This is a genomic window from Mesorhizobium loti (genome assembly GCA_014189435.1).
GTDB lineage: Bacteria > Pseudomonadota > Alphaproteobacteria > Rhizobiales > Rhizobiaceae > Mesorhizobium > Mesorhizobium loti_G.
The window spans coordinates 929,607-955,413 of record CP050293.1; the positions used below are offsets into that span (position 1 = coordinate 929,607).

At 61.8% G+C, this 25,807-nt stretch carries 18 protein-coding genes and 13 pseudogenes; 21 read left to right on the forward strand and 10 right to left on the reverse strand.

Annotated elements, in window-relative coordinates:
- Positions 1-366: 366 nt before the first annotated feature.
- The 4 genes from HB777_04445 (at position 367) to gspG (ending at position 3,985) form a co-directional block, all read left to right on the forward strand.
- Positions 367-630: a hypothetical protein gene (locus tag HB777_04445; GenBank protein QND68649.1), complete on the forward strand. Its 264-nt coding sequence runs from the start codon at positions 367-369 to the stop codon at positions 628-630.
- A 270-nt stretch (positions 631-900) separates the two neighbouring features.
- Positions 901-3,024, forward strand: coding sequence for a type II secretion system secretin GspD (gspD, locus tag HB777_04450; GenBank protein QND63247.1), 2,124 nt, complete (start codon positions 901-903; stop codon positions 3,022-3,024).
- Positions 3,021-3,515 carry a prepilin peptidase gene (locus HB777_04455; GenBank protein ID QND63248.1) on the forward strand — a complete coding sequence of 165 codons (495 nt, stop codon included), beginning with the start codon at positions 3,021-3,023 and terminating at the stop codon, positions 3,513-3,515. The genes gspD and HB777_04455 overlap by 4 nt, the downstream gene beginning before the upstream one ends.
- Positions 3,515-3,985 (forward strand): type II secretion system major pseudopilin GspG, encoded by a 471-nt coding sequence (gene gspG, locus HB777_04460; protein QND63249.1) that lies wholly within the window; start codon positions 3,515-3,517, stop codon positions 3,983-3,985. The genes HB777_04455 and gspG overlap by 1 nt, the downstream gene beginning before the upstream one ends.
- Before the next feature lie 10 nt (positions 3,986-3,995).
- On the opposite strand, the gene HB777_04465 is transcribed toward gspG, so the two are convergent.
- From HB777_04465 to HB777_04505, 9 genes are all read right to left on the reverse strand, one after another.
- The gene (locus HB777_04465) at positions 3,996-4,670 is read right to left on the reverse strand and encodes a general secretion pathway protein GspJ (protein ID QND68650.1); all 675 of its coding nucleotides are present in this window, start codon (positions 4,668-4,670) and stop codon (positions 3,996-3,998) included.
- Positions 4,671-4,732: 62 nt separating this feature from the next.
- Positions 4,733-5,092 (reverse strand): prepilin-type N-terminal cleavage/methylation domain-containing protein, encoded by a 360-nt coding sequence (locus HB777_04470; protein QND63250.1) that lies wholly within the window; start codon positions 5,090-5,092, stop codon positions 4,733-4,735.
- The gene (locus tag HB777_04475; protein QND63251.1) at positions 5,089-5,562 is read right to left on the reverse strand and encodes a prepilin-type N-terminal cleavage/methylation domain-containing protein; all 474 of its coding nucleotides are present in this window, start codon (positions 5,560-5,562) and stop codon (positions 5,089-5,091) included. The genes HB777_04470 and HB777_04475 overlap by 4 nt, the downstream gene beginning before the upstream one ends.
- The gene (locus HB777_04480) at positions 5,559-6,776 is read right to left on the reverse strand and encodes a type II secretion system F family protein (GenBank protein ID QND63252.1); all 1,218 of its coding nucleotides are present in this window, start codon (positions 6,774-6,776) and stop codon (positions 5,559-5,561) included. Before HB777_04480 ends, HB777_04475 begins: the two co-directional genes overlap by 4 nt.
- Positions 6,776-8,419 (reverse strand): type II/IV secretion system protein, encoded by a 1,644-nt coding sequence (locus HB777_04485; GenBank protein QND63253.1) that lies wholly within the window; start codon positions 8,417-8,419, stop codon positions 6,776-6,778. Before HB777_04485 ends, HB777_04480 begins: the two co-directional genes overlap by 1 nt.
- Positions 8,416-9,336, reverse strand: a complete 921-nt coding sequence (locus HB777_04490; GenBank protein QND63254.1) for a general secretion pathway protein GspK — start codon at positions 9,334-9,336, stop codon at positions 8,416-8,418. Before HB777_04490 ends, HB777_04485 begins: the two co-directional genes overlap by 4 nt.
- On the reverse strand, positions 9,333-9,899 hold the full coding sequence (locus HB777_04495; protein QND63255.1) for a hypothetical protein: 567 nt from the start codon (positions 9,897-9,899) through the stop codon (positions 9,333-9,335). The genes HB777_04490 and HB777_04495 overlap by 4 nt, the downstream gene beginning before the upstream one ends.
- On the reverse strand, positions 9,896-10,495 hold the full coding sequence (locus HB777_04500) for a general secretion pathway protein GspM (GenBank protein ID QND63256.1): 600 nt from the start codon (positions 10,493-10,495) through the stop codon (positions 9,896-9,898). Before HB777_04500 ends, HB777_04495 begins: the two co-directional genes overlap by 4 nt.
- Before the next feature lie 2 nt (positions 10,496-10,497).
- The gene (locus HB777_04505; GenBank protein QND63257.1) at positions 10,498-11,547 is read right to left on the reverse strand and encodes a PilN domain-containing protein; all 1,050 of its coding nucleotides are present in this window, start codon (positions 11,545-11,547) and stop codon (positions 10,498-10,500) included.
- A 687-nt stretch (positions 11,548-12,234) separates the two neighbouring features.
- On the opposite strand from HB777_04505, the gene HB777_04510 reads away from it, so the two are divergent.
- From HB777_04510 to HB777_04590, 17 genes and pseudogenes are all read left to right on the forward strand, one after another.
- Positions 12,235-12,549, forward strand: coding sequence for a hypothetical protein (locus tag HB777_04510; protein ID QND63258.1), 315 nt, complete (start codon positions 12,235-12,237; stop codon positions 12,547-12,549).
- Positions 12,512-14,776 (forward strand): annotated as a pseudogene (locus tag HB777_04515) (hypothetical protein). The gene HB777_04510 and the pseudogene HB777_04515 overlap by 38 nt, the downstream one beginning before the upstream one ends.
- 216 nt (positions 14,777-14,992) lie before the next feature.
- Positions 14,993-15,595, forward strand: a pseudogene (locus tag HB777_04520) (hypothetical protein).
- A gap of 120 nt (positions 15,596-15,715) precedes the next feature.
- Positions 15,716-16,114 (forward strand): annotated as a pseudogene (locus tag HB777_04525) (hypothetical protein).
- 252 nt (positions 16,115-16,366) lie between these two features.
- Positions 16,367-16,912 (forward strand): annotated as a pseudogene (locus HB777_04530) (hypothetical protein).
- Positions 16,913-16,915: 3 nt separating this feature from the next.
- Positions 16,916-17,341, forward strand: a pseudogene (locus HB777_04535) (hypothetical protein).
- A gap of 60 nt (positions 17,342-17,401) precedes the next feature.
- Positions 17,402-17,794: pseudogene (locus tag HB777_04540) on the forward strand (hypothetical protein).
- Positions 17,795-17,818: 24 nt separating this feature from the next.
- A pseudogene (locus tag HB777_04545) lies at positions 17,819-18,148 on the forward strand (hypothetical protein).
- 12 nt (positions 18,149-18,160) lie between these two features.
- A pseudogene (locus tag HB777_04550) lies at positions 18,161-18,280 on the forward strand (hypothetical protein).
- 177 nt (positions 18,281-18,457) lie between these two features.
- Positions 18,458-18,718, forward strand: a pseudogene (locus tag HB777_04555) (hypothetical protein).
- A 66-nt stretch (positions 18,719-18,784) separates the two neighbouring features.
- Positions 18,785-18,943 (forward strand): annotated as a pseudogene (locus HB777_04560) (hypothetical protein).
- 9 nt (positions 18,944-18,952) lie between these two features.
- Positions 18,953-19,279, forward strand: a pseudogene (locus tag HB777_04565) (hypothetical protein).
- A gap of 12 nt (positions 19,280-19,291) precedes the next feature.
- Positions 19,292-19,657 (forward strand): annotated as a pseudogene (locus HB777_04570) (hypothetical protein).
- A gap of 39 nt (positions 19,658-19,696) precedes the next feature.
- Positions 19,697-20,071 (forward strand): annotated as a pseudogene (locus tag HB777_04575) (hypothetical protein).
- 99 nt (positions 20,072-20,170) lie between these two features.
- A complete protein-coding gene (locus HB777_04580) occupies positions 20,171-21,016 on the forward strand; it encodes a hypothetical protein (protein ID QND68651.1) in 846 nt (281 codons plus the stop codon).
- 28 nt (positions 21,017-21,044) lie between these two features.
- Positions 21,045-22,790, forward strand: a complete 1,746-nt coding sequence (locus HB777_04585; GenBank protein QND63259.1) for a type I secretion system permease/ATPase — start codon at positions 21,045-21,047, stop codon at positions 22,788-22,790.
- Positions 22,790-24,094: an HlyD family type I secretion periplasmic adaptor subunit gene (locus tag HB777_04590; protein QND63260.1), complete on the forward strand. Its 1,305-nt coding sequence runs from the start codon at positions 22,790-22,792 to the stop codon at positions 24,092-24,094. Before HB777_04585 ends, HB777_04590 begins: the two co-directional genes overlap by 1 nt.
- A gap of 44 nt (positions 24,095-24,138) precedes the next feature.
- On the opposite strand, the gene HB777_04595 is transcribed toward HB777_04590, so the two are convergent.
- A complete protein-coding gene (locus tag HB777_04595) occupies positions 24,139-25,758 on the reverse strand; it encodes an alcohol dehydrogenase (protein QND63261.1) in 1,620 nt (539 codons plus the stop codon).
- Positions 25,759-25,807 lie beyond the last annotated feature (49 nt).

Genomic DNA, 25,807 nt, shown 5'->3' on the forward strand with positions numbered 1-25,807 from the left:
ACAAGCTCAGTGCGCGGATGCAAAGTGCTATACGCAATGCATTGGGCGATGGTGTAGAATGATGTGGAATTCGGCGGGCCTGCTGCCCACCGACAGCTTGCGGACGAGGTGGAGAATTTGATGCGGAACATGATGCTGGGCTTCGCGGCACTTGCCCTGGCTGCGTGCCAATCGGCTCCCGAAGCGCCGCAATCAGCCGCTCTCGAACCTGCGTCAGATTCTGTTGCTGTTCGTCCTCAACCTGCCTTGGATCCCGCCGCCGTTCCTCCTGGCTCCGCAATCATGGATCAATCCGTGACGATCACTTCCCCTGCGAAGGGCGTTCCAACACAGTACGCCGCATTTTCGGGCATGTGGGTTGGACGATTGGGGGGGACGGATGAAGCCAAAGTCGCTGTGCAGACGATTTCTCCGAAAGGCAATGTGACGGTCACCTTTGCGTGGGGAATGCTGGGCGACAACAATCCGGGAGAGGCCGCCGGAGCAGGAAAAATTGTAGGGACTACGTTGAAGCTTGGGCGCCTCCCGAACGGTGCGGACGTCAGTTTTATGATGCTGCCCGACGGAACCTTGGCCGGAACCGTTGCGCTTGCCGGCCAGACCTACACGGGCGTATTCATCAGGCAATGACCAAAAGCATCCAACTGGTCACATTGTGGCCAGCTGAGTATCCCACTCGTCCTAGGCAAGAATTACGCTGACAGTGCACGTTTTGCCATGTTCGCACGGCTGCCGTCTTGTGCACTGTACATGCTGTCCAAATCGCAGGCGCTCTTCGCTTGCCGGCAACTCATTGTCCGCCCTCCGCCGCCTACCCTGTGGATAGACTCCAACGACCCCCATCATTCCCGACATCGGCTTGCAAGAAGCCCTAGACTTGGTGTCAGGGGAATCAGGTGTATGGCAATCGGGTCTGGTCATCGCGTCGTGTTGTGCACGTTGCTGGCGATTGCCGGCTGCACCTCCGCGCCGGGCAAGGACTTCTTCACCGAAACCATCGACAGCCTGCACGCCAAGAACTCGCCCTTGCGGGCGGGCTACACCGGACCCAGCGCGGTTACGTCGGCCGCCGGCCAGGCGCAGCGCTTCAACGGCACCCAGTATCAGGGCTCGGGCCAGTTCGTCTCCTCCGGCGCCCCCGTCACCAAGGTGACGACAGATGGTTCGGGCCAGTTCGAGCTCAATTTGATCAATGCGCCGATCACCGAGGCGGCCAAGGCCGTGCTCGGCGATGCGCTTCACCTCAACTACATCGTCGACCCGCGCGTACAAGGCACGGTGACGCTGCAGACCTCGCAGCCGGTGTCGAAGGATGCGCTGGTCGACATCCTGCAGTCGGCGCTCGCGGTGAACGGCGCCGGCATCACCAACCGCGCCGGCACCTACCAGGTCGTGCCGCTTGCCGAGATCATGTCCAGCACCCCGCCGGTCAGCGTGCCCTCGGTTTCGCCGTCCGGTCCCGGCGTCAAGGTGCAGGTGCTGCAGCTGCAGTTCATCGCCGCCGACGAGATGAAGACCATTCTCGAACCGATCACCCGACAGGGCTCGGTCTTGCGGGTCGATTCCACCCGCAACCTGATCACCGTCGCCGGTAATGACAGTGACCTCAATGCTATCAGAGAAGCGGTCTCGGTGTTCGACGTCGACTGGATGCGCGGCATGTCGGTGGCGCTGCATCCGCTGAAAACCTCCAAGCCGGAGGCGGTCGCCGCCGAACTCGATTCGATCTTCGGCACCAAGGAAGGGCCGGGCGCGAAACTCATCCAGTTCATCCCCAATGACAGGCTGAATTCGGTTCTGGTGATCACATCGCGCCCGGCCTATCTCGCCCGTGCCGCGACCTGGATCAACAAGCTCGACAGACTGGCCGAGACCAACGAGGACCAGCTTTTCGTCTACCAGATCCAGAACCGCCCGGCCAAGGAACTGGCCGCGGTGTTGAGTTCCGTCCTCGGCACCTCGGTCAAGACCGAGGGCGACTCAGGCGGTTCGAATGTGTCGCCCGACCAGACGCCGATCGCCATGCAATCGGATGGCGTCACCCCGGTGCCATTGACCGGGCCGTCGCCTTCGCTGCCGATGCCGGATGGACAGCCGCCCGCCCACGCCACGGTCGTCGCCGATATCGAAAACAATGCGCTGTTGATCCAGACCACGGCGCGCGACTACGAGCGCATCGAGCAGATCCTGGCCAAGGTCGACGTGCTGCCGACGCAAGTCATGCTGGAAGCCGTCATCGCCGAAGTCACGCTCAACGACGATTTGAAATACGGCCTGCGCTGGTTCTTCGAGAATGGCGGCATGAAGATCTCGGTGTCCGACGTGGCGAAGGGGGTCGCCGCGGCAGCGCTGCCTGGCTTCAACTGGAGCTACGCCACCGACAACATCCAGGTGACGCTGAACGCACTGTCCAGCATCACCGACGTCAATGTTATCTCGGCACCGACCATCATGGCACTGAACAACCAGAAAGCGGTGTTGCAGGTCGGCGACCAGGTGCCGATCGCGACACGGCAGGTGGTCGACCAGACGCTCGGCAGTTCGCCGGTGGTCTCGGTCGAGATGAAGGATACCGGCGTCATCCTGACGGTGACGCCACGCATCAACAATGCCGGCCGGGTCATGCTCGACATCGAGCAGGAGGTCAGCAATGTCACCAAGACGACCAGCTCCGGCATCGATTCGCCGACCATCCAGCAGCGCAAGATCCAGACCCGCGTTCTGGTCAATGACGGCGAGAGCTTGGCGCTGGGCGGCCTCATCCAGTCGCGCAACAATGTCGATCGCACGCAAGTGCCTATCCTCGGCGATATCCCGATCATCGGCAATGCGTTCAAGCAAAAGACGGACAGTATCGGGCGCACCGAACTGATCATCTTCATCAGGCCGCATGTCGTGCGCGACATCAACGAAGCCCGCGAAGTGACGGATGAATTCCGCGGCAAGATCAGCCTGCAGACGCCGATCCAGAAGCGACGCGGCGGCACCAAGCTGCAACAGGACCTGAAGAGGCTGGCGTATTGACTGATGCTGCGCACCCATCCCTCGTGCTGGCTGCCACGATCGCCCTGGTGGCCATCCTCTGCGCCATTTCCATCGCCGATTTCCGCCGGCAGATCATCCCGGATGCGCTCAACCTGGCGCTGGCCGGCATCGGCCTTGCCTATCAGATGGCGACCGATGGCCTGCCGGTGCACATCCTGTTCGCCGCCGCGACTTTTGCGGCAGCCTGGGCGATCCGGCGCGGCCATTTCCTGATGACCGGCCGGATTGGCCTCGGCCTCGGCGACGTCAAGATGCTGGCTGCCGCCGCATGCTGGATCAGCCCGCTGCTGTTGCCGGTGTTGTTGTTCATCGCCAGCGCCAGCGCTCTGCTGTTCGTCGGGGGGCAGGTGGTTGCGACAGGCCCGGCGGCGGCGAAGGCGCGTGTCGCCTTCGGTCCGTTCATCGCCATCGGCCTCGGCTGCAGCTGGGCGCTGGAGCAATTTGCAGGTTTGGACATGGGACTGCTCTGATGATCACTCTGCGCTTCACCTCTGAAAAACCCCGCCGCGCCAGAAAATCTGTCAGCGAGCGCGACGATCGCGACAGCGGCTTCACCCTGGTCGAGCTTCTGGTCGTGCTCGCCATCATCGCCTTGATCGCCACGCTCGCAGCACCTCAGGTGCTGCGCTATCTCGGCTCGGCCAGGACCAATGCGGCCAAGGCGCAAGTCCGTAACATCGAAAGCGCGCTCGAACTCTACTATGTCGACAATGCGAAATATCCGACCGCGGACGAGGGGCTCTCGGCCCTGGTCACGGCGCCCACCGGCGAAGCGCGCTGGAACGGACCCTATCTCAAGGGAACGACCGGCCTGAAGGATCCATGGGGGAGGCCCTATTCCTACGAGGTGAAGGCCGATGCGAGCGGCGTGATCATCCGCAGCCTTGGCAAAGACGGCAAGCCGGACGGAACCGGCGAAGACCAGGACGTCAGCAACTGATTTTTCTGCTCTATGGGCGCTGTGTTTCGGTCGTGCGCTGCGTTTCGTTTGTGCCCGGCAGCTGCTGGGCATTGGCCAGGTCGAGGCGGGCAAAACCTTTTGCCGAATAGGCAGCACCATCGCGCAGGACCGAAACGGTGAAGCGCACGGCGGCGGGCAGGCGGCGCGGCGCATTCCAGCTCGGCACCCACGATGACGCTGCCGAACCGTCGAGATATTCGAATCTTATAGCGCTTACGCCGCCGAGCAGCCGCACCGGTTCGCTCTGCGTCGACGTGCCGGCTCCGCTGCCCCGCCGCGTCTTCTGGACAATGGCCAGTGCACTTCCGCCAAGCGAAACGGCAATTTCGCGCAGCGCGGAGGATTTGAAGCCGATTGCCTGAACGGCGTTGAATTCGATCCGGGCACTGTCGCCGTCGAGATAAAGCACCTGGTCCGGCGACGATTTCGACAATGGCAACGGCTCGGCATGGCTGATCGCGGTTTCCAGAAACCGCGATGCGGCATCGACCTCCATCTGGAATTCGGTTGCCTTCTCGATGCGCACCATCGTCCGGGCCTGGCCGAGGAAGACCATCATCAGCGATGTGATCACGCCGATCAGGGCCAGTCCGACCAGCACGTCGATGAGCGCAAATCCCTCGACCAACGCCGCTGGTCCCGACGATGGTCTGGCGTCTGCCAGAGGGACGCCTGAACGACGTCCCTGCCGGCAGACGGCGCGGACCTTCGAGCGAGCGAACAGGCTCATTTGGGGGTCGGCTCCCGCACGGGCACGAAAGTCAGAAACGGCTGGCCTGGAAATGCTCCCCCCGCCTTCTCGATGAGCACGGCAGTCACCTTCGCCTTCGACAGTTCTATCGTGCGCGTCTTCAGGGTCCAGCCAGGTTGCGCCGTCGTTTGCGCCCGGGCTTCGTAATCTGCCAGCATCACACGAACTGTCCTGGCGGCTTCGACCTGGCGCTTGGCAGCAGTGATGCTGCGGGACGCCAGCACGATCGACTGGCTGGCGATGCCCAGCACCAGCGCCAGGATGGTCATGGCGACGATCATCTCCAGGATCGAAAATCCGTCTTCGGGGGAGGGCTGGGGCGATAGCCCGGTCATGGCAGTGCGCGCCAGGTTGAAAGCCCGGTCAGCCAGTTGACCGCGATGCGCGCGGTCCGCCCTTTTCGCTCGAGCGCGATGTCCATGCCGGAAGCGCTGCCATCGGGAAGGAAGGTCAAGACCGTCTGCCGGTCGGCAATGATGGTCTCTTGGCCAGTGGTCACGGTCATCTTGACATCGTCCGGCAGCGTGAGCGTGTCCCGCTCGCCAAAACGGAAGGCGCGGGCGCCGAGATCGACGACGACCTGCTTCGGCCTGGCGGTGGCGATCGCCGACGTGCGCGACAGGCGCAGCCGCATGGTGATCTCGCCGGCCAGTGTCTCCAGGTTCTTGGTGCGATAGTTGCTGACCAGCCCGGGTGCTGCGATGGCCGCGACGAGGGCCATGATCGCCAGCACGACCAGCATTTCGACCAGGGTGAATCCGGCCGTTGCATGTGCCGGCGCGTCGGCTCTCGGCGCGGCTGTCATTGCAGCGCCAGATCGTTGATGCTGAGGATGGTGGTCATCACCGAAATGACCAGGCTGCCGACGAGAAAACCAAGTGAAATCGTCAGCGCCGGGGTCAGCAGCTTTAGCACCGTGTCGATGCGTCGGGTGAGCGTCAGCTGAAGCATTTTCGCCGCCCGATCCAGCACCACGGGAAGGGCGTTGGCCTCTTCGCCGAGCGAGACCAGCGACATCGTCGCATTGTCGAAAATCCCCGCCTTGACGATCGCGCCATGCAGGCGCGCGCCATTGGCGACGGTTTCTTCGATCGCTGCAAAGCTTGCCGCCAGTGAACTCTGCCTGGAGACGTTGGCGGCCAGGCCAAGCGCCTCGGTCATCGCCACGCCATTGCCGAGCAACAGCGCAAGCGTTTCCAGATAGCGCGCGATCACCGCATCCCTGACCAGCGCGCCGATCAGCGGGATCTTCAACAGCCAATGCGAGAGGCGTTTTCTGGCACCGGTGGACCGGGACAGGAAAAGCCAGGCAAGCAGGCTGAGGACCGCCGCCAGCGGGAACACGAACGGATAGTCGCGGAACACCGTGCCGAATGCTGAAAGCATGGTCATGGTGAACGGTTTTGGGGCGGATGAGCCCTCGAAGATCGGTTCCAGGGCCGGCACCAGGACCGTCGCCAGGATGACCAGCGCCCCGCTCATGACCAGCAGCAGGAAGGCGGGATAGGCCAGGGCCTCGATGATTGCCGCACGGCGCTTGGCCGTTGCCTCATACGTGTCCGCCAGCCGCTGGCATATATAGGCCATCTTGCCGCTGCGCTCGCCGCTGGCGAGCAGAGCGGCAACGTCGGAGGTGATGCCCGGCAGGCCGGCAAAGGCTTCGGCGATCGGCCGACCGCCGGTCGTCAGATCGAGTACCGATTGCAGCTGCTGGCGCCGCTGACCGTTGGCTTCGCCTGAAATAACCGCATGCAAGGCGCGGTCGACGGTGAAACCGGCGTTCAGAAGCACCGAAAGCTCTGAAAACAGCCGACCGAGATCGACCCTGCGGGTAAACGTCAGCGCGCTGCGCCCCGGCAGGCGAAGCTGCTGCTTGTCGCTGTTCACAGGCGCAAGATGATAGGAACGGCGGCCCTGCTGCGCCAGTTTGCGCGCCGCGTCCTGCTTGGTCGACGCATCGAGAACGCCGGTCTCGGTGCTGCCGTCGACGAGATAGGCGCGATAGGCAAAGGCCGGCATCAGCCGCCTCCCGCGAGATCGATGACACGCCGGACCTCGTCCATCGTGGTGACCTGTGATCGGGCAAGGGCTGTCGCGTGGGCCGACATCGGCACGAGGTCGTCCTCGGCGGCAATCCGGCCGATCTCCATCTCGCCGGCACCCTGGTCGATAAGCTCGGCGATGCGCGGCGACACCTGCAGCATTTCGTAGGTCACCGTGCGCCCGCTGTAGCCGGAGCCATTGCAGGTGCGGCAGGCCGGACCGGTCTGTTCCGCGCCGTGGCAGGTCGGGCAGATACGGCGCAACAGCCGCTGTGCGATGACGCCCCTGATCGTCGCGCCGAGCAGGTAGCCGTCGATGCCCATGTCGCGAAGCCGCGTCAGCGCGCCCGCGGCACTGTTGGTGTGGAGTGTCGAAAACACCAGGTGGCCGGTCAGGGCCGCCTGGACCGCGACCTGCGCCGTCTCGCGATCGCGAATTTCACCGAGCAGGATGATGTCGGGGTCCTGCCGCAGGATCGAACGCAGCGCGGCGGCAAAGTCGAGGTCGATCGCCGGGTTGACCTGCAGCTGGGTGATGCCCGCCATCCGGTATTCGACCGGGTCCTCGACGGTGAAGATCTTGACGTCCGGCCGCGAACGCTCGGCGAGTATGGAATACAGCGTCGTCGTCTTGCCGCTGCCGGTCGGCCCGGTGATCAGCACGATGCCGTTGGCGGCTTGCGACATGGAGCGGATCTTGGCTTGCGCGGCACCGTCGAAACCCAGTTTCTCCAGCTTCAATTCGACGCCGGCGCGGTCAAGAATTCGAAGCACGATGGCTTCGCCGTGAATCGACGGAATGACCGAGACGCGCAAGTCGACGTCGCGGCCGCGCACGGCGATGCGCATGCGTCCATCCTGCGGCAAGCGCCGTTCGGCAATGTTGAGCCGCGACAGGATCTTGATGCGGGTGGAGATGCCGGACAGCATCGCAATCGATGCTGTGTCGACGGTGGACAGCATGCCGTCATGCCTGAAGCGGATGCGAACGTGATCTTCGAGTGGCTCGATGTGGATGTCGGTGGCCCTTGCATCGACCGCCTTGTGGATGGTCTCTGCGACGAAGCGGACGATCGGCGCCTCGCGGGCAAAATCCTTCAACCGTTCGAGGTCGTCGGGGCCGAAGTCCAGGATCTCGCCACCGCCGCCGCCATTTGAAACGGCCGCCAGGGCCGATTGCTCGATGCGATCGATGCATTCGGTGATCGTGCGCCTTGGCAAGATACGCAGCGCCAGTGTCCGCTCATAGTGAAAGGCGAGCGCGTCGATGGTTGCCGAGGAGAACGGATCGGCGACGGCGACAACCAGCCGCTCGGCATCCATCCGCAGCGGCAGGATGGCGTTTTCCCTGAGATAGACCAGCGGCACGCTTGCCAGCATTTCGGGGCTGACCTGTTCGGGAATCTCGACCGGCGTCGGTGCCTGGAGATAGCGGCTGAGGCTGTTGGCAAGCTCCTGCTCGCCGATCAGCCCGAGTTCGGTCATCACCGTATCGAACGGGTGTCCTGACGTCCGCGATGCTCCCAAGGCGCGTTGGGCCGCGTGCGCGGTCAGCACCTTCTCGCCCTCGAGAAAGGCCAGAAACGCCTCTATTCCCTGGGGCTGGACGGGAGCGTTCATGAGCTCCACCCCTGCAGGAGCTGTGCCGCCTCGGTGCCGAAAAGCACCTCGCAGCCGGCACTGCCGGCGACTGCCGGCAATGTGCCGGCGTCACGCGCCGGGCTTCGCGAGACGCGCCAGAATGCCGTGTCGCTGACCGGAGATTTCTCGATGATGAACCCGGCTTCGCCCGTGATCCCGGATCCGTCGCGTCTGACGACCACGTCGACCGTGTAGGCCGATGCCTCGGCCGCCTGAACGACCGCGGCGCTGGAACCGGTGGCAAGAGCCGCGCGAAGACGGCTCGGCGCACGATCGGCGCTGATCGTGCCGCGCTTCGAGTTGACCGTGAAGGCGGCATGGAGGGCCTGCAGCGGCACCGACGCAAGTGCCGAGAATTCCTGCAGCTCAGACACCGATTCGAACGGCGCCTGCTTGTCTTGCGGCGGCCCGACGGCGCTTCTGGGCCGGGGCTGGCCGGCGAACAGCTTGGCGTTGTCACGAAACCGGATCGCGGCCTCGGCCAGCGCTTGCGACGCCTGCTGCTCGAAGCCGAGCGACGCAAAACCGAGCGCCAGCAAATGGTCGTCGGCGGCATTGAGATCGATCAGCCCGCCATGATCCTGGACGCGCACATCGAAACTGAACGCACCCGACCGGCACGCCGCCGGCGTGGAATCCAGCGCAAATGTCTTCGTCCCCGAGCCGCCGGTCAATTCGCTCGCGACCACATTGCCCAGGCCCTCGGCAAGCAGCGACAGGCGCTCCTGCTCGACCTCGTTGTTGGCGATCATCAGCCGCGTCTTCGCCGTCACGGCAAAGGGAACGACGATCGCTGAGACGATCAGCATGAACACCAGCACGGCGACCAGCGAAAAGCCGCTGCTTGCGCTTTCGTCGCCTGCGCTTGCCCTGTCGTGAGAGGTGCGGTCGCTCATAATTCCGGGACCGGCGGAGGTGGCGGGGGCGGTGGTGGTGGCGGGAGGTTCTTCCACGGCGGATAAAGCAGGATGCGCGCCACCTTGCCATCCCGCTCGAGCACGGCCTGATCCTTGTCGATCGCCGACACCTTCCAGCCATCGACGGTCTCGCCATTGCCGTACCAGACAGCCGCGTCGCTGCCGGCGACGCGCAGCAGCGCCTTTGCCGCACCGCCGCTTCTGCTGATGCCCAGAAGCGATGGCGCAGCGGCCGGTGCGGCTTCGGGCGGCGGTACCGGCTGCTCGGCGGGTGCGACGGCAACCTCCACCGGCTGCGGCGCTGCCGGCGGCGGCACGATTTTCCGGCGGGTCGGCGTGAACAGCGGACGCTGGAACGTCTCGCTGAAATCGCCGGCTTCGGGAAACTGTAGCGATCCCGCCGCTGATGCCAATGCGCCGTCATGCCCTTTCCCGGAGGCGACCGGCGTGGTGTCGACCGGCGTGCTGTAGAGCGCGACATTGACCAGGACGAGGCCCGCAATCATGGCCGCGATCGCCAGGCTGGCGAATTTCCGGGTCATGGCTTGACCCCACCGGGTGGCGGCGCGGCTTGCGTTTGCAGCGGGCCGTAAAACAGGATCTCGGCAAAGATCTCGGGATCGCCGGTCCGTCCTGCAGCCGGTCCGACATCGGTCGTGCGCAGCGTGGCCTCGCGAATGAACAGCACCGGCAGCGAGGTTTCGATGGCGAGGACGGCGTTGTGAATGCCTTCCAGCGGCCCCGAAAGGTTGGCCCGCAGGCCGATGAAATCGACGCCGGCTTCGCTGAGCACCGGTGCATTGCCGGCCGACAGCACGCTGACCCCGTTGGCGACGGCGATCGCATTCAGCCGCTTTTGCAGCCCGCCGCGAATGATCGCTTCGCTCTCGCCGGTGAGGAACTCGGGATTTGCGGCGACCACCGGGCTGGCGGCGCTATCGAGGCGCTTGGCCAGGGCCGCCACGCTCTGCAGCTGGCCGAGAAGCTCGCGCTTTTCCTCGATCCCGGCTTGCGCCGAGGCGACGCTGTCGAGCGCCGCGAACGCCACCCAGGCCAAGATACAGGCCGTCACCGCTGCAAGGGCCAAGGCGATCAGGCGACGGACCAGCGGCCTTGTGTCGAGGATGGCGGAGAGCATCGTCAGAGCGCTCCGATCTTTGCCGAAATGGTGAAGTGCTCGCCGTCCTGGCCGGGAACCCTGACCACGGGCGCGGCGAATTCGGGCGCCGAAAACAGCGGCGAGGCGTCGAGCGGCTGGATCAGTTCGGCGGCGGAGGCTGAAAACCCTGTAATGGTCAGGTCGTCGCCCTTGGCGGAAAGATCGGTCAGCCAGGCCGTGTCGGGAAGCAGGTGCGTCAGCTCGGCCCAGACGCGAACCAGCGACGCCGTGGTCTTCTTTTCCTGGCGGATTTTTTCGATCTGCTCGATGCCGGCCTGGCGCTTCTGCAGCGAGCTGCGTGCCGCCTTGGCCAGCACCTGCGCATCGGCGATCTGCGCGTCAAGGTCCGCCCCTGCCTGCCAACTGCGCCAATGCGCATGGGCAAAGGTGACCAGCACCGCTCCGGCCAGCACCGAACAGGCCGCGACCCAGGCGGTTCTGCCGCGCCGGTCGCGGGCCGTCGGTGGCCAGATGGCGGCGAGGCTGAGCGGATCGGCCCGCAGCGTGCTGTCCGGTTGCGACAGCGACAGGCTGCGGACGGACCCGCCGGCCCGGCGCACCGCGTCCGACACGGCGGCAAGCGTCTTCGCCTTGACGACATGGTAGCGGCAGTCCTGTTCAGCGTGCCTGGCGAAGACGACATGCACCTGCGCCGGGTCGATCGGCGTGGTGGCCAGAAGGTCGAGCTCGGCCATGTCCCGGGCCTGGCGAAGCGGCAGCCGCCGCGCCGCCAGTTGCCGGGTCAGGAACAGCCCGGGCAGGACCCGGATATCGAAGGTCGGCCGCTTGCGCCGAGGCCCGCCCTGGAGAAGCGCCAGAACCTCGTCCGAGGATGCGGTGAGCGCCAACGGGATCGATTGGAACTCCGGCGCATTGGCCTCGCGGGCACGGATGCCGTCATCCGCCAGGGTGACGATCCAGTCGCTGGTGGAAGATTGCTTTTGCCTGGGAACAATCCGCGTCCAGACCCCTCGCAGCTCATCGAGCCACCAGTCGAGGAAATCCAGAACCTGCGCGTTGAGTGTCGCCACAACCAGCCGCCCGCCACCCCGGCTGATTCTCGGCCGAGGTTTTCAAGGTGAGATTACTACAGATGCCGATGTGATGCGGATATTTGCGAAAGCACGGCAGGCCGATTAGTCACAGCTTTGTTGTCTTGAGGGCCTGCGGCCGTTCGCCAGGTTCGATCATCACTGCCAATCAGGCTGGAGTTGTCCGACAGCCTTCGGCATAAATATCCGGCAGACCGCTGCCCTTTGGGGCGCCAATAGCCGTGCTGACGCCAGGCCGCATAAATACTTGGCTCGGTTGGGAGTTGTCTGGCTCCATCGTGCCGATACGAGTACTATCCATACATGTACAATACATCAAAGTGTAAATTAGATTCTCCTTATGAATAAAGCGAAGATTTTCTTAACCCGTTTCTTCACGGGCTCTTAACAGGCCATCACGGATGTGTTACCGATTTTGCTTGCGGGGGTAGTGCGGCGATCATCGCCTCAAACCCGGAAAAGCGGCGGAGAGTTTCATGGTGTCGGGCGCCACGCTTGGCATAGTCGTCTCTGTGTGTGGTAACGCGAGAGGGCTTGCTCGCCATGGATATATCGAAGGTGTCGCTTCCGAAGATTCTGCCATGCAGGTTCGGCCTGTGAATCGTGGCGGCTCCTTGCTTTGTTTGCTATTCAGGCTACTGCGTCGAGCGGGTTTGCTGTGCGTAAATGACAAATAAAACTTTGAATTTATTGGTTATTTTACTGTGGGTTGCGGTTTTTTTAGCGGCGTTAATTCTTGGCATAACGCTTGATTTGGATTACCTACTCGCATTTACTGCAATGACTATTGTAGTCTGCATAATTGTCACGTGGAAACAAAGAACTGTTGTCGTCAACGTAACGGCAACGGTATTTTACGTGATATCTTCGACCGTATTGATTAAGGCATCTGAAGCGATTGACGTTAGAGTAATAGTAGTATTGCTTTTCCTGTCTGTATTGTATGTTTTTGGTGGATCTAGGGGTGATAAAGGTGCCTGAAATAAATACCGCCAGCTTTACAGGATGGCAGCAAGATTACATAAATGACAATTTTCCAGACGGTAACGTTCCTGTTGACGTCATCAATTTCTTCACGTTAACTGCGGATGTTGTAGATATTCTGGCAACTGCTGCGGACCACATTGTTGATTTTGTGGCATCGCCGACCGCCGCGCAGCGTGCAGTTGTATCGACGGCGTTGGGGCGGCTTTCCCTGGTCTCGGGTTCCTTGGGGCTCGCCGGTTCCGTTGCCGTAGACATTATCAAAATTAACAATGCGATCGATGCTGGAGATATAGATGGTAGCCTAGCGCTGGTGCATCGAATGGGCTGGGGGATGGTGGCGACCGCAATCGGAGCTGCCGCTCTCGTTGTCTTTTTTCCGAGCTGGCCTATTATAGCTTCATTGCCATTATTCTATACTGCTGGCGAAATTTTGTACGACCATTGGGACGGAATTACCGATTTTTTTGGATACTCGCTTGGTTTTTTTGATGACTTATTCGACCAGTTTGCGGATTTCCCGGTGTTTTCCGGTAGTTTGTTCTATAGCTTTTTTGATTTATTTGGCTCTCCTCTCCTGAACATCTTCCACGACCCCCTTATCCTTGATCTCAACGGCGACGGCATCCACCTTTCCCCGCTCGATGGCTCCACGGTCCATTTCGACTATGACGGCGACGGCTTTGCCGAGCGCACCGGCTGGGTGTCGGCGGATGACGGTATTCTGGTTGTCGATGCCAACGGAAACGGCGCCGTCGACGGTGTGTCCGAACTCTTCGGCTCGTCCACGCAGGACGGCTTTGCCGTTCTGGAGACTTTCGACACCAATGGCGACGGCAAGATCGATGCGTCCGATGCGGTGTTCAGCACGCTCAGGGTCTGGCAGGACCTCGATCAGGATGGTGTGTCAGACGCCGGCGAGATGATGACGCTGGCCGAGGCCGGCATCGTCTCGATCGCGCTGACACGAACCGATGTTGTTGGCACCAACTCCGGCCATGATGTCGGCTACGAAGCCTTGTTCACGCGGGCGAACGGCACGACCGGCACCGCGCAGACCATCTATTTCCAGACCGACCGTCAGGACACGCGCGCCGACAACACGCCCAACTTCACGCCGGCCGAAGGTGTCGACAAGCTGCCGCAATTGCCGGGGTCCGGCCAGATCAATTCGATCGCCTGGATGGCGACGCAGGATGCCGCGTTCAAGGCAGACTGGACTGCGCTGACCGATGCCGCGGCGACACTGTCGCCGGAGCAGTTGCGTTCTGCCTTCGAGGATCTGCTGCTGCGCTGGGCGTCCGTGAACGGGATCGCCGAGGGCGCGCGCGGGCAGTATGTCGACGCCCAGCATCTGGCCTTTGTCGAGAAGTTCTTCGGCGTCGGATACAAGGAACTCTATATAGGTCAGCAGCTCTCGACCTCGCCGACGACGCAACAGTTCGGGGCCAACATCGAAGCCAGCTTCGACCAGATCGTCGACGTCATGCTGACGGCCTTCCTGGCTCAGACGGCCGGGAGCACGATCGCCAGAGGCGGCGATTTGCTGGGCGCTCTGGAAAGCCCCTATTTCTTCTATGCCTTGCTCGACTTCCGGCATGAATGGCCGACGGGCACCGAGCCGCCGGAAACGCCCGGCAATGTCGGCATGGTGCTCGACCTCATCAAGGGGATGATGCCGGAGGCGACCGGGGCGGCGGCAAGTTATCTCGTCAAGACGATCGCCGGGCTGGAGGGGGTGGTGTCGGCTGCCTTCGAGGGTGATCGCGCCGCCTATCTGACGACGGCCAACACCGTGCTCTCGACGATCGCCGATCACGACCTTCGGCTGATCGCCACGGAAATCGCCGACGGAACAGCAGCGCTTGGAACGGATAGTGCCGACGGCATGGTCCGTACCGATGGCGACAATGTGTTTGTCGGCGGCAAGGGCGACGATCTGTTGGTCTCCGGAGCCGGCAGCGACCTGTTTGTCTATACGCGCGGCGACGGCACCGACTACATCCGCGACAGCTCGACGTCGCTGGTTGAAAAAGACACCTTGCTGCTCACCAATCTGGCGGCAACGGACCTCACCTTCGAACGGATCGGCAACGATCTGATCTTGAAGATTTCGGGCTCGACCGAGAAGATCGTCTCGGAGGATTTCTTCGCCAACTGGGGCACGAAGAATCTCGGCATCGACCAGATACGCTTTGCCGATGGTTCGTTGATGGACCGCGAGGCGATCCGCAGCCACACAACCACTGTCGGCGATGGCCGCGACAACCTCGTTCAGGACTCAGCGCTCAACGACGTTCTGCAGGGCGGCAAGGGCGACGACGAAATCAGGATCGGCGCCGGCAACGACACGATCCTCTATGCCGCGGGTGACGGGTTCGACGTCATCAACGACACCAGCGGCGTCAAGACGGAGATCGACAGGCTTGTCCTGGCCAACATGATGCCGTCCGATGTCGAGCTGTCACGTGTCGGCAACGCGCTGACCATCAAGATCCTGGCGACCGGTGAAGTCATCACCGACAAGATGTTCTTCTACCAGAGCGGCGCTCCCGGCCAGTTGAACGACTGGAGCGATCATGGCTGGGGTATCGACAGGATACAGTTTGCAAGCGGTGCGGTGTGGGACCGGCAGACGATCGTCAAGGAGGCTTGGATCCGCGGGGACGGCAAGGCCAACGGCCTTTCCGGTTCGGCACTCAATGATACCTTCACCAGCGGCCACGGCGACGACGCCATGGATGGCGGTGCCGGAGCTGACACATACGTGTGGAAAAAAGGGGATGGTAGCGACTATATTGCTGACAACGTCAACAATCCTTCTGACGTCGACAAGCTTATTCTTTCGGATGTCTATGTCAGCGATGTAGAATTTTCGTATAACGGAGATAGCCTGCAGATAACCGTGGGGTCCTCTGGCGAAGTCATCTCTGTCGGCAATTTCTTTGCATATACGGACAATCTTGTAGAGGATTGGGCAGCGACGGCATATGGTGTCGAGCAGATCACATTTGCCGGTGGAACCACGCTCAACAGGGAGCAGATTTTCCAAAAGACAGGCGAGGACTATCTTGGTCGCCATTTCGTAAAGACGTATCATTACGCTGAAAACGGGAGTCTTGATTGGGCTTATTTTACGGATGAGTTTGGGAATCAGGGGGCAATGTTTGGGACCCCTGTGGTAGGCCCTCACGACGCCATCACTGGCTTCGATCTCGGCGAAAACTACGACGATGTCATATCCATGGACCGGGCATGGTATGCCGGGATTATCGATGGCCACAATTCAGTCAATGGCCTTAGCGGCAGTGACACAATCGTCGGCGGCAGAGGCAATGATTCGATCTTGGGCGGCGACGGCAATGATCTACTCTTCGGCGATGAGCCGCTTGCTGCCTATGAGAGTGTCTGGGTTACTGCTCTTCCAGGCGCCCACGGCAACGATTACCTCAATGGCGGCAATGGCAACGATCTCCTCTATGGCGGCAAAGGAAACGACGTACTGATAGGCGGAGCTGGAACCGATCACCTGATTGGCGGAGACGGCTCGGACACGCTGCAGGACTGGGGCACCGAGGATGACATATTCGACGGCGGCAAGGGCGACGATTTCATCCAGGCCGGGATCGTTCGTGGAACGGTGTTTAACGGCAGCGATACCGGAAACGATACTTTCCTTTACGCCCTGGGGGATGGAAACGATGTTATCTCCGACTCCGCTGCATCGCTCACGGAAATAGACCGGCTGGTTTTGTCCGACATCAATCCGGACCAGGTGGAGTTGTCCTTCAACGGCACCAGCCTTGTCATACGGATGCTGGAGACGAACGAAACGATCACCAGCGAGGATTTTTTCTATGCCGATGGGACGACGGGCTCGGGCATCGATCGAATCGAATTCGCCAACGGCATTAGTTGGAACCGGGCGCAGATGCGGTCGCATGCCGAGGCGACCTGGCTGCGCGGCACAAGCTCACGGGATTTTCTCCAAAGCGACGATGTTTGGAACCAGACCTTCGATGGCGGGCAGGGGGATGACGTCATTGCTTCCGCCCCTTCGTATTGGCAGATATGGGATCGGGGCCTCAGCAATGGCAGCGATACATTCATTTACCGCCACGGTGACGGAAACGATTTCGTCGTCGATGGCTCTCACTCGACCACCGAGGTCGACACGCTGCGGTTGATCGACATTGATTCCAACGACGTCGAACTTTCAAGAGCTGGCGACGATCTTCTCATCAAAGACCTGGTCACCGGCCAGACCATCACGAACGCACGGTTCTACTGGAATTTTAGCAGTACGAATCACGGCATCGACCGTATCGAATTCGCGGATGGCGCGGCATGGGACCGTGCAGCGATGCTGGCCAAAGCCTGGTACCGGGGAACCGATACGAACGACACGCTCCAAAGCAGCCAAGATACCATGGACGATACTTTTGTTGGCGGTATCGGCGACGACATTATCGTTTCCGCTCCTCAAAGTTGGCAAGCCTATAATCCAGGGTACATGAACGGAAGTGATACCTATATTTACGGCTTGGGCGACGGAAACGATCTGATTGTGGATGGATCGCGTTCGCTCGAGGAAACCGACACGCTGGTATTGAACGGAATCAATCCAGGAGATGTCGCGCTCTCCACGGACGGATACAATCTTTACATTACGATTGTGCCCACAGGGCAGAGAATAACCGATGAAGGGGCTTTCTGGGGCCGGCCAAATATGGGTCGAGGTCTTGAGCGCTTCGAGTTTGCCAACGGTACCGTCTGGAACCGTGAAGACATACGCTTCTGGGCTCAGGAAGGCTCCGCCTTCTTTGCAGGGGGTACCGGTGACGAAACGATCATCGGTTCATACTTTGATCAGCGGATCGAAGGTGGTCGCGGCAACGATTTCATCGACGGAAAGGGTGGCGCCGACCTGATTTTCGGCGATATCGGCAATGACACGCTCGCCTTGACCATTGCCGATCCCGGCGATGTCGACGCTCTCGACGGTGGAGCAGGTACCGATACGGCGACATTCGCGAATTTTGGCGCAGCCATCCACGTCGATCTCGTCGAAAACGAGGGCGAGGCGAAGACAAGCGATGGTCCGTCGCTGCAGGTCGGAACCTTGCGGCTTGTGGCCACTTTGCGAGGGCTCGAAAACATCACCGGAACGGCGTTCAACGACGAGATCCATGGCGATGGCGCTGACAACCAGCTCGTTGGCGGCGCGGGTGACGATGTTCTCGACGGGCGATCGGGCAATGATGCATTGTCGGGAGGATTGGGTAACGACACGCTCGACGGCTATTTGGGCAATGATCTGTACGACTATACGCGCGGCGACGGCAATGATGCCATCTTCGAGACATCAGTCGAAACGGGCTCGAACGATCGGATCCGCTTGCACAATGTCGATCCGGCGAAAATCAGCTTCTCACGCCTGAACGGCAGTCTTGTGCTTCAGATAGCCGAAAGCGCTCCCGGTGCCGGCGACGCGAGCAGCCTCACTGTTACGGGTTCTCAAAATGGCGTCTTCCACTACGACCAGTATGGCATTGAAACCATCGAGTTCGACAATGGCGTCACCTGGAATGCCGACATTCTCCGGCAAATGTCGGTGTCCGATTCCGCGACGGATGGCGATGACGTTCTGGTCGGCACGATCGCTTCCGGAATAATGCACGGAGGGAAAGGCAACGACGTCATCAACGGGGCGGGCGGCGACGACACCTACTTGTACGCCCGTGGCGATGGCAACGACACCATCACCGAGGATGCCTGGAACGGCTCGAACGACAAGCTGGTGTTCGGTGACATCAATCCGGCTGCCGTCTCATTGGTGCGCAATGGCAACGACGTCACTCTGGTGATCGCCGAGAGTGCCACCGGTGCGGGTGATGCCGGCTCGGTGGTGTTGAAGAACAGCCTCGACGACGCCTCCTATCAGGGTGTGGAGACCATCGTCTTCGCCAATGGCACCACCTGGACCCGGGCCGATATCCGGGTCGCGCTGCTCGATCAGGCCGGCACGACCGGCAATGACAACTTCGCCGGCTTCAACACTGCCGACACGATCGAGGGCGAGGCTGGCAATGACGTGCTGAACGGGGCCGGCGGTGATGACGCTTATGTCTACACCCGTGGCGACGGCAACGACATCATCACCGAGAATGCGTGGAACGGCAGCAACGACCGGCTGGTGTTCACCGACATCAATCCGGTTGCCGTCTCATTGATGCGCAACGGCAACGACGTGACGGTGGTGATTGCCGAGAGTGCCCCCGGTGCCGGTGACGGCGGCTCGGTGCTGCTGAAGGACAGCCTCGAGGACGCCTCCTATCAGGGTGTGGAGACCATCGTCTTCGCCAACGGCACCACCTGGGCTCGTGCCCAGTGGCGCGACATGCTGCTGACCAGCACAACAGCCGACGACGTCCTGGTGGGATTTGCGGGCAACGATACATTCCGCTACGCCCGCGGCGGCGGCAACGACACCATCACCGAGTACACCTGGAACGGCGCCAACGACCAACTGGTGTTCAGCGACATCAATGCGGCTGCTGTCTCATTGGTACGCAACGGCAACGACGTGACGGTGGTGATCGCCGAGAGTGCCCCGGGTGCCGGTGACGGCGGCTCGGTGCTGCTGAAGAACAGCCTTGAGGACGCTTCCTACCAGGGTGTGGAAAGGATCGTCTTCGCCGATGGCACGATCTGGACCAGGGCGGATATGAATGCCCATATCGACCATGTCGGTGGCGGGGCAGGCAATGAGACGATCACCGGAACTGCCGGCAACGACGACGTTCGGGCCGGTCTTGGCGATGACGTGCTGGTCGGCCAGACAGGCAACGACAGCTACACCTACACACTGGGTGACGGTAACGATGTGATCAACGAGGTTGCCACCGGCACCGATGTCGACACACTCATTCTGGACGGCATCAACCAGACGGATGTCCGCTTCGAACGGCCGTATAACGATCTGTCCGATGTTGTCCTGCGCGTTCTGGCTACCGGTCAAACAATCACGCTGGACAATCAACTCGATCAGGAAGGCGGCGTCGAAAAGATCGTCTTTGACGACGGCTCTGTCCTGGGTGGCAATGACTGGAGTCTGGACGGTATCCTTACAGGTCTCGCGTCGATCCATGGCACGGTCAATGCCGAAACGATTTCCGGCACTTCCGGCAATGATCGGTTGGTAGGCAAAGCAGGCAACGACACGCTCAGCGGCGCTGGCGGTGACGACACCTATGTCTACGCCCGTGGCGATGGCAAGGATACCATCACCGAGGGAACCAACGGCGGCTCTAACGACCAATTGGTATTCAGCGACATCAATCCTTCGGCCGTGAGCCTGGTTCGCAACGGCAATGACGTGACAGTGGTGATTGCCGAAAGCGCGCCGGGTGCCGGTGATGGCGGTTCGGTCCTGCTCAAAGACAGCCTCAATGATTACTATGGCCAAGGTGTAGACAAGGTCGTCTTCGCCGATGGGACGATCTGGACGAGAGCGGATTTGCTTGAACAGGTTAGTACGACTGTCAGCTATTCCTCCAATTCGGGTTCGGTATCCGTCGATCTGGCACTTCAAACCGCAGTCGTGAACAATCCTGCCATGGTTGGCCAATACGTTCGCCTCTACCAGACCAATGGCAACTATCTCTCTCTGGCCGAGGTACAACTGTTCGAAAACGGGCAAAATGTCGCCCTGACCGGTACGGCCAGCCAGAAGACCACCGGCTGGGGAGGCGATGCCAGCCGTGCTAACGATGGCAACACGGATGGAAATTTCAACCACAATTCCGTGACCCACACCGGAACGGCCAACGTCGGCGAATGGTGGCAGGTCGATCTTGGTCGAATGGCCACGATTGAAGAAATCGTCATTTTCAACAGGGCGGATTATTCGAACCGCCTCGGCGATTTCGACGTGGTCGTCACCAGCCAGGTACTGTCGTCGACCGCGACACTGCAAGATGCGATCGCCCAGCCTGGCGCCCAGGTGGTGCACTATTCCGGCACCTTCCCTTTGAGCGATACCGTGTTCGCTCTGACCGAAACGCAGACGCTGACGAACATCAGATACGTCACAGGTACTGCATCCGATGATATCCTTCTCGGAAATGCGTCCGCCAACAGCCTGTTCGGCGGTCAGGGCAACGATATCATCGAGGGGCGGGGCGGACAGGATCTGCTCTCGGGTGGATCGGGCAACGACACGTTTGTCTTCCGCGCGGATTTTGGGGTGGATACCATCACGGACTTTACCGCCGGAGCCGCTTCTCCAGATATCATCCAGTTCGCCGACACCGTCTTCGACGACTTCGCCTCGGTCCTCGCCGCGGCCGCGCAGGTCGGCGCCGACACGGTGATCACGCATGACGCAAGCAATGTCCTGACCTTGAAGAATGTCGCGTTGGCGAACCTTCACCAGGACGACTTCCAGTTCATCGCCGCCTGATGCCTGAACTGGAATGCAATTGAACGCGATGCCGCAGTCCCGCCCTTCAGAACCGCCGCGAACAACCCTGGCGGCGGTTCTGGCTTCGTTTCGCCGTGCCTTTTCCGGCATCGCGCTGATGAGCGGCGTGGTCAACATCCTGGCGCTGACCGGCTCGTTCTTCATGCTGCAGGTCTATGATCGCGTCATTCCCGGCCGCAGCGTGCCGACGCTGGTCGGGCTGGCGGTGTTTGCCGGCACGCTGTTCGTCTTCCAGGGTGTGCTCGAGCTCATCCGGTCGCGTTTGCTTGTGCGCATCGGCATGGCGCTGGACGCGCGCATGAGCGGCCAGGTCTATGCCGCCCTTATGCGCCTGCCTTTGCGTACCAAGCTCGCGGGCGATGGCTTGCAGTCGCTGCGCGATCTCGATCAGGTCCGGTCATTTCTGTCGAGCGTCGGCCCAACAGCGCTTTTCGACCTGCCGTGGATGCCGCTCTACCTCGGCATATGTTTCCTCTTCCATTTCTGGATCGGCATGACGGCACTGGCCGGCGCCGTCATTCTGTTCGGCCTGACCTTGTTTGCCGAGGCCCGCACACGCGAGCCCGCCAAAAGAGCCAACAGCCAGGCCGCTGCCCGCAACACGCTTGCGGAGGCCACGCGCCGCAATGTCGAGGTTCTGCAGGCGATGGGCTTTGGTTCGCGTATCGCCGAGCGTTGGTCCGGCATCAACGCCGACTATCTCGACACCAACGCGAAAGCCAGCGATCTGGCCGGCACGCTGGGAACGGTCTCGAAGATCCTGCGCATGATGCTGCAGTCCGGCATATTGGCGATCGGCGCCTGGCTCGTCATCCATCAAGAGGCGACAGGCGGCATCATGATCGCCAGCTCGATCATGATGGGCCGGGCGTTGGCGCCGATCGAACTGGCGATCGCGCACTGGAAAGGCTTCGTCAATGCCCGCCAGGCCTGGGCCCGGCTGACCCAGTTGTTGGCCCTGCTCCCCGAAACCGCAACCAGTGTCGACCTGCCGGCGCCGACATCCACCCTTAAGGTCGAAGCCATCAGCGTCACGCCGCCGGGCGAGCGCCGCGTTGTCGTCCAGGATGCCAGCTTTGCGCTGGAGAAGGGCGCCGGGCTCGGCATCGTCGGTCCGAGTGCCTCGGGCAAGTCGTCACTGGTCCGCGCGATTGCCGGGATATGGCTCCCCATGCGTGGAACCGTGAGGCTGGACGGAGCAACGCTCGACCAGTGGTCGCCGGAAGAGCTCGGCAGTCATATCGGTTATCTGCCTCAGGATGTGCAGTTGTTCGACGGCACCATCGCCGAAAACATCGCGCGTTTCGAACCTCAGGCCGCTTCGGACAAGATCTTGTCGGCCGCCCGGGCAGCCGGCGTTCACGATCTCGTCGTGCATTTGCCGGAGGGCTACGAGACGCGCATCGGTGAAGCCGGTTCGGCGCTTTCGGCTGGCCAGCGGCAAAGGGTGGCGCTGGCACGGGCGCTCTATGGCGACCCCTTCCTCGTCATCCTCGACGAGCCGAATTCCAATCTCGATGCCGAAGGCGAGGCCGCCTTGACGGAAGCCATCCAGGGGGTTCGCGCGCGCGGCGGCATCGCCGTCGTGGTCGCGCATCGGCCGAGCGCGCTGGCAAGCCTCGATCAGGTTCTGGTGATGGCGAATGGCCGCGTCCAGGCCTTTGGGCCGAAGAACGAAGTCTTGAACAAGGTCACCCGGCCGGGTGGCGTACCGTTGAAAGTCGTGTCCGCACCCGAGGAGAGCGCATCCTGATGGCTGTGGTCCCAACCATCGACCGGACCATCCGGCGCTATTTGCTTGGCGGCGTGGCGGCCTGCGTCCTTCTCGTCGGAGGCGCGGGCAGCCTGGCGGCGGTCACCGAGCTTTCAGGCGCCGTGATCGCACCGGGAAAGCTGGTCGTCGATTCCGCCGTCAAGAAGGTGCAGCATCCCACCGGTGGCGTCGTCGGCGCCATTCTGGCGCGCGAAGGCGATGCCGTGAAATCCGGCCAGGTGCTGATCCGTCTCGACGAGACCGTCACCCGCGCCAATCTGGCGATCGTCACCAAGGGCCTCGATGAATTCGAGGCTCGGCTGGCCCGTCTCGAAGCCGAGCGTGACGACCATGCCGACATCGCCTTCCCAACCTCGCTGATCTCGCGGCGGGATGACACCGCCGTTGCGCGCGCCATGGCCGGCGAACAGTCGCTGTTCGAGTTTCGCCGGCAGGCTCGCGCCGGGCAGAAGGCTCAGTTGGAGGAACGCATCGCGCAGCTTGCCGAGGAGGCCTCGGGGCTCACCGAACAACGGGAGGCCAAGAGCCAGGAAATAAAACTGATCGGCACTGAACTGGACAGCATCCGCACGCTCTGGCTCAAGAAGCTCGTCTCGATCGACCGCATGACGGCGCTGGAGCGTGACGCGGTTCGGCTCGATGGCGAACACGGGCAACTGACCGCATCGATTGCACAAGCGAGAGGCCGGATCGCCGAGACCCGGTTGCAGATCATCCAGGTCGACCAGGATCTGCGCAGCGAGGTTGCAACCGAGCTTCGCGATGTCCAGGGGAAAATATCCGAATTCGTCGAACGCAAGGTGTCAGCCGAAGACCAGCTCAAACGCATCGATATCCGCAGTCCGCAGGATGGCGTGGTTCACCAGCTTGCTGTCCATACGGTCGGCGGCGTCATTTCGCCGGGTGAGGTGATCATGCTCGTGGTGCCGGTGGCCGACGATCTGACGGTCGAGGCCCGCATCGCGCCGCAGGACATCGATCAGCTCTCGCTCGGTCAGGACGTGGCGCTGAAGCTCTCGGCGTTCAATCAGCGCGTGACACCGGAACTGAATGGCAGCGTCAGCGAAATCTCCGCCGATCTCAGCGTCGACGAGCGAAGCGGCGCGGCTTTCTACACGGTTCGCGTCAGCCTGCCGCGCACGGAGCTGAAAAAACTGAAAGGCCTGACCCTGGCGCCGGGCATGCCCGTCGAAGCGTTCTTCTCGACCGGCAGCCGCACCATGCTGTCCTATCTCGTAAAGCCGCTGGCCGATCAGATACAGCGTGCTTTCAGGGAAGAGTGAGCCCAGCGACTGAAAGGCCCCTGCGCGCTTTTCCTGGAATTCCGCTACCGCGACGATCCCTGGCTCAGGATCATGTCCGCGGCCCGCTGTCCGATCATCATGCTCGGCGCATTGGTGTTGCCGCCGATCAGCTTCGGCATCACGGACGCATCCGCGACCCGCAAGCCACTGATGCCGCGCACCTTCAGCGTTGCCGGATCGACGACGGCCATCGCGTCCGTCCCCATCTTGCAGGTCCCCACGGGGTGATAGACGGTCAACGCTTCGGCGCGCAGATAGGCGAGGATCTCGTCATCGCTGCGGACATCCTTGCCCGGCAGCATCTCGGTGCCCCTGATCGCGTCGAACTCGGATGCGGCAAAGATCTGGCGCGCGATCTTGATGCCTTCGACCAGCACCCTGGCGTCCTCCTCGTTTGAGAAGAAGCGATGATCGATCAGCACATCCCGGCCCGATGCCTGGCCTGACAGCTTGAGTTCGCCGCCGCTTTTGGGCCTGAGCACGCAGGTGTGGATGGCATAGCCATGGCCGTATTCCACCAGCCTGCCGCGATGGCTGCGATAGCCGGGCACGAAATGGAACTGGACGTCGGCGATGCCGTCCGCGTATTTCGTCTTCGCGAAGCCGCCGGCCTCGACATAGTTGGTGGTGAGCATGCCCTTGCGGCCACCAAAATACTGGAAGGGCGCCGCCAGCACGCGGGGCAGGTTGGGCAGCGACAGGCCGAGCGTCCTGGTGCTTGAGGAGCGAACCGTGATCATGCCGTCGACATGGTCCTGCAGGTTCTTGCCCACGCCCGGCAGGTCGACAATCGGCTCAATGCCGATCGCCTGCAACTCGGCCGCGGCGCCGATGCCGGACGCCAGCAGGATCTTCGGTGAATTGATCGCGCCGGCCGAAAGCACGATCTCACGGCGGGCAGACAGCGTCTTGTGTTCGCCCTTGTGCCGCACACGCGCGCCTGTCGCGCGCCCTTCGGCGATCGTGAGGTCGATGACCTCGCATTCGCTCAAGATCGTGAGATTCTTGCGATCGAGCACGGGGCGCATGAAGGCGGTGAAACTGCTGAAGCGCTGGCCGCGATCCTGCGTGACATTGTAGATGCCGAGGCCGAACTGGCTTTCGGCATTGAAGTCGGTGTTGGCCGGAAGGCCGGCATTGTTGCCGGCCTTGACGAACATAGACGACAGCACGTTGGGATCGCGCGGGTTGTCGACCAGCAACTCCCCGCTGGTGCCGTGGTAGCGCGGATCCTGGCCAAGCAGGTTGCGCTCGAGCTTCTTGAAGACGGGGAGCACGTCGCTGAACGCCCAGCCTGCGCAGCCGAGCCGCGACCACTCGTCATAGTCCTGCGCGGCGCCCCTGATATAGACCATCGAGTTGATCGAGCTCGAACCGCCCAGCGCCTTGCCGCGGTTGACCGGAATGCTGCGGCCGTTGAGGTTGGGCTGAGGCACGCCGACATAGCAGTAGTCATAGTTCGGATTGCCGTAGAGCGAGAGGATGCCGGCAGGCACCTTGACCCGCAGATGATTGTCGCTGCCGCCGGCCTCGATCAGGCACACTTTGCTGGACGGGTTGGCGCTCAGACGATTGGCCAGGACGCAACCGGCCGAGCCGGCGCCGATGACAATGTAGTCGTACTCAGGATTTTCGGTCTGCATGGCCAGCCTCATTGAAAACAGATGCCGGGGCGGCGCGCGCCCCGGCTGA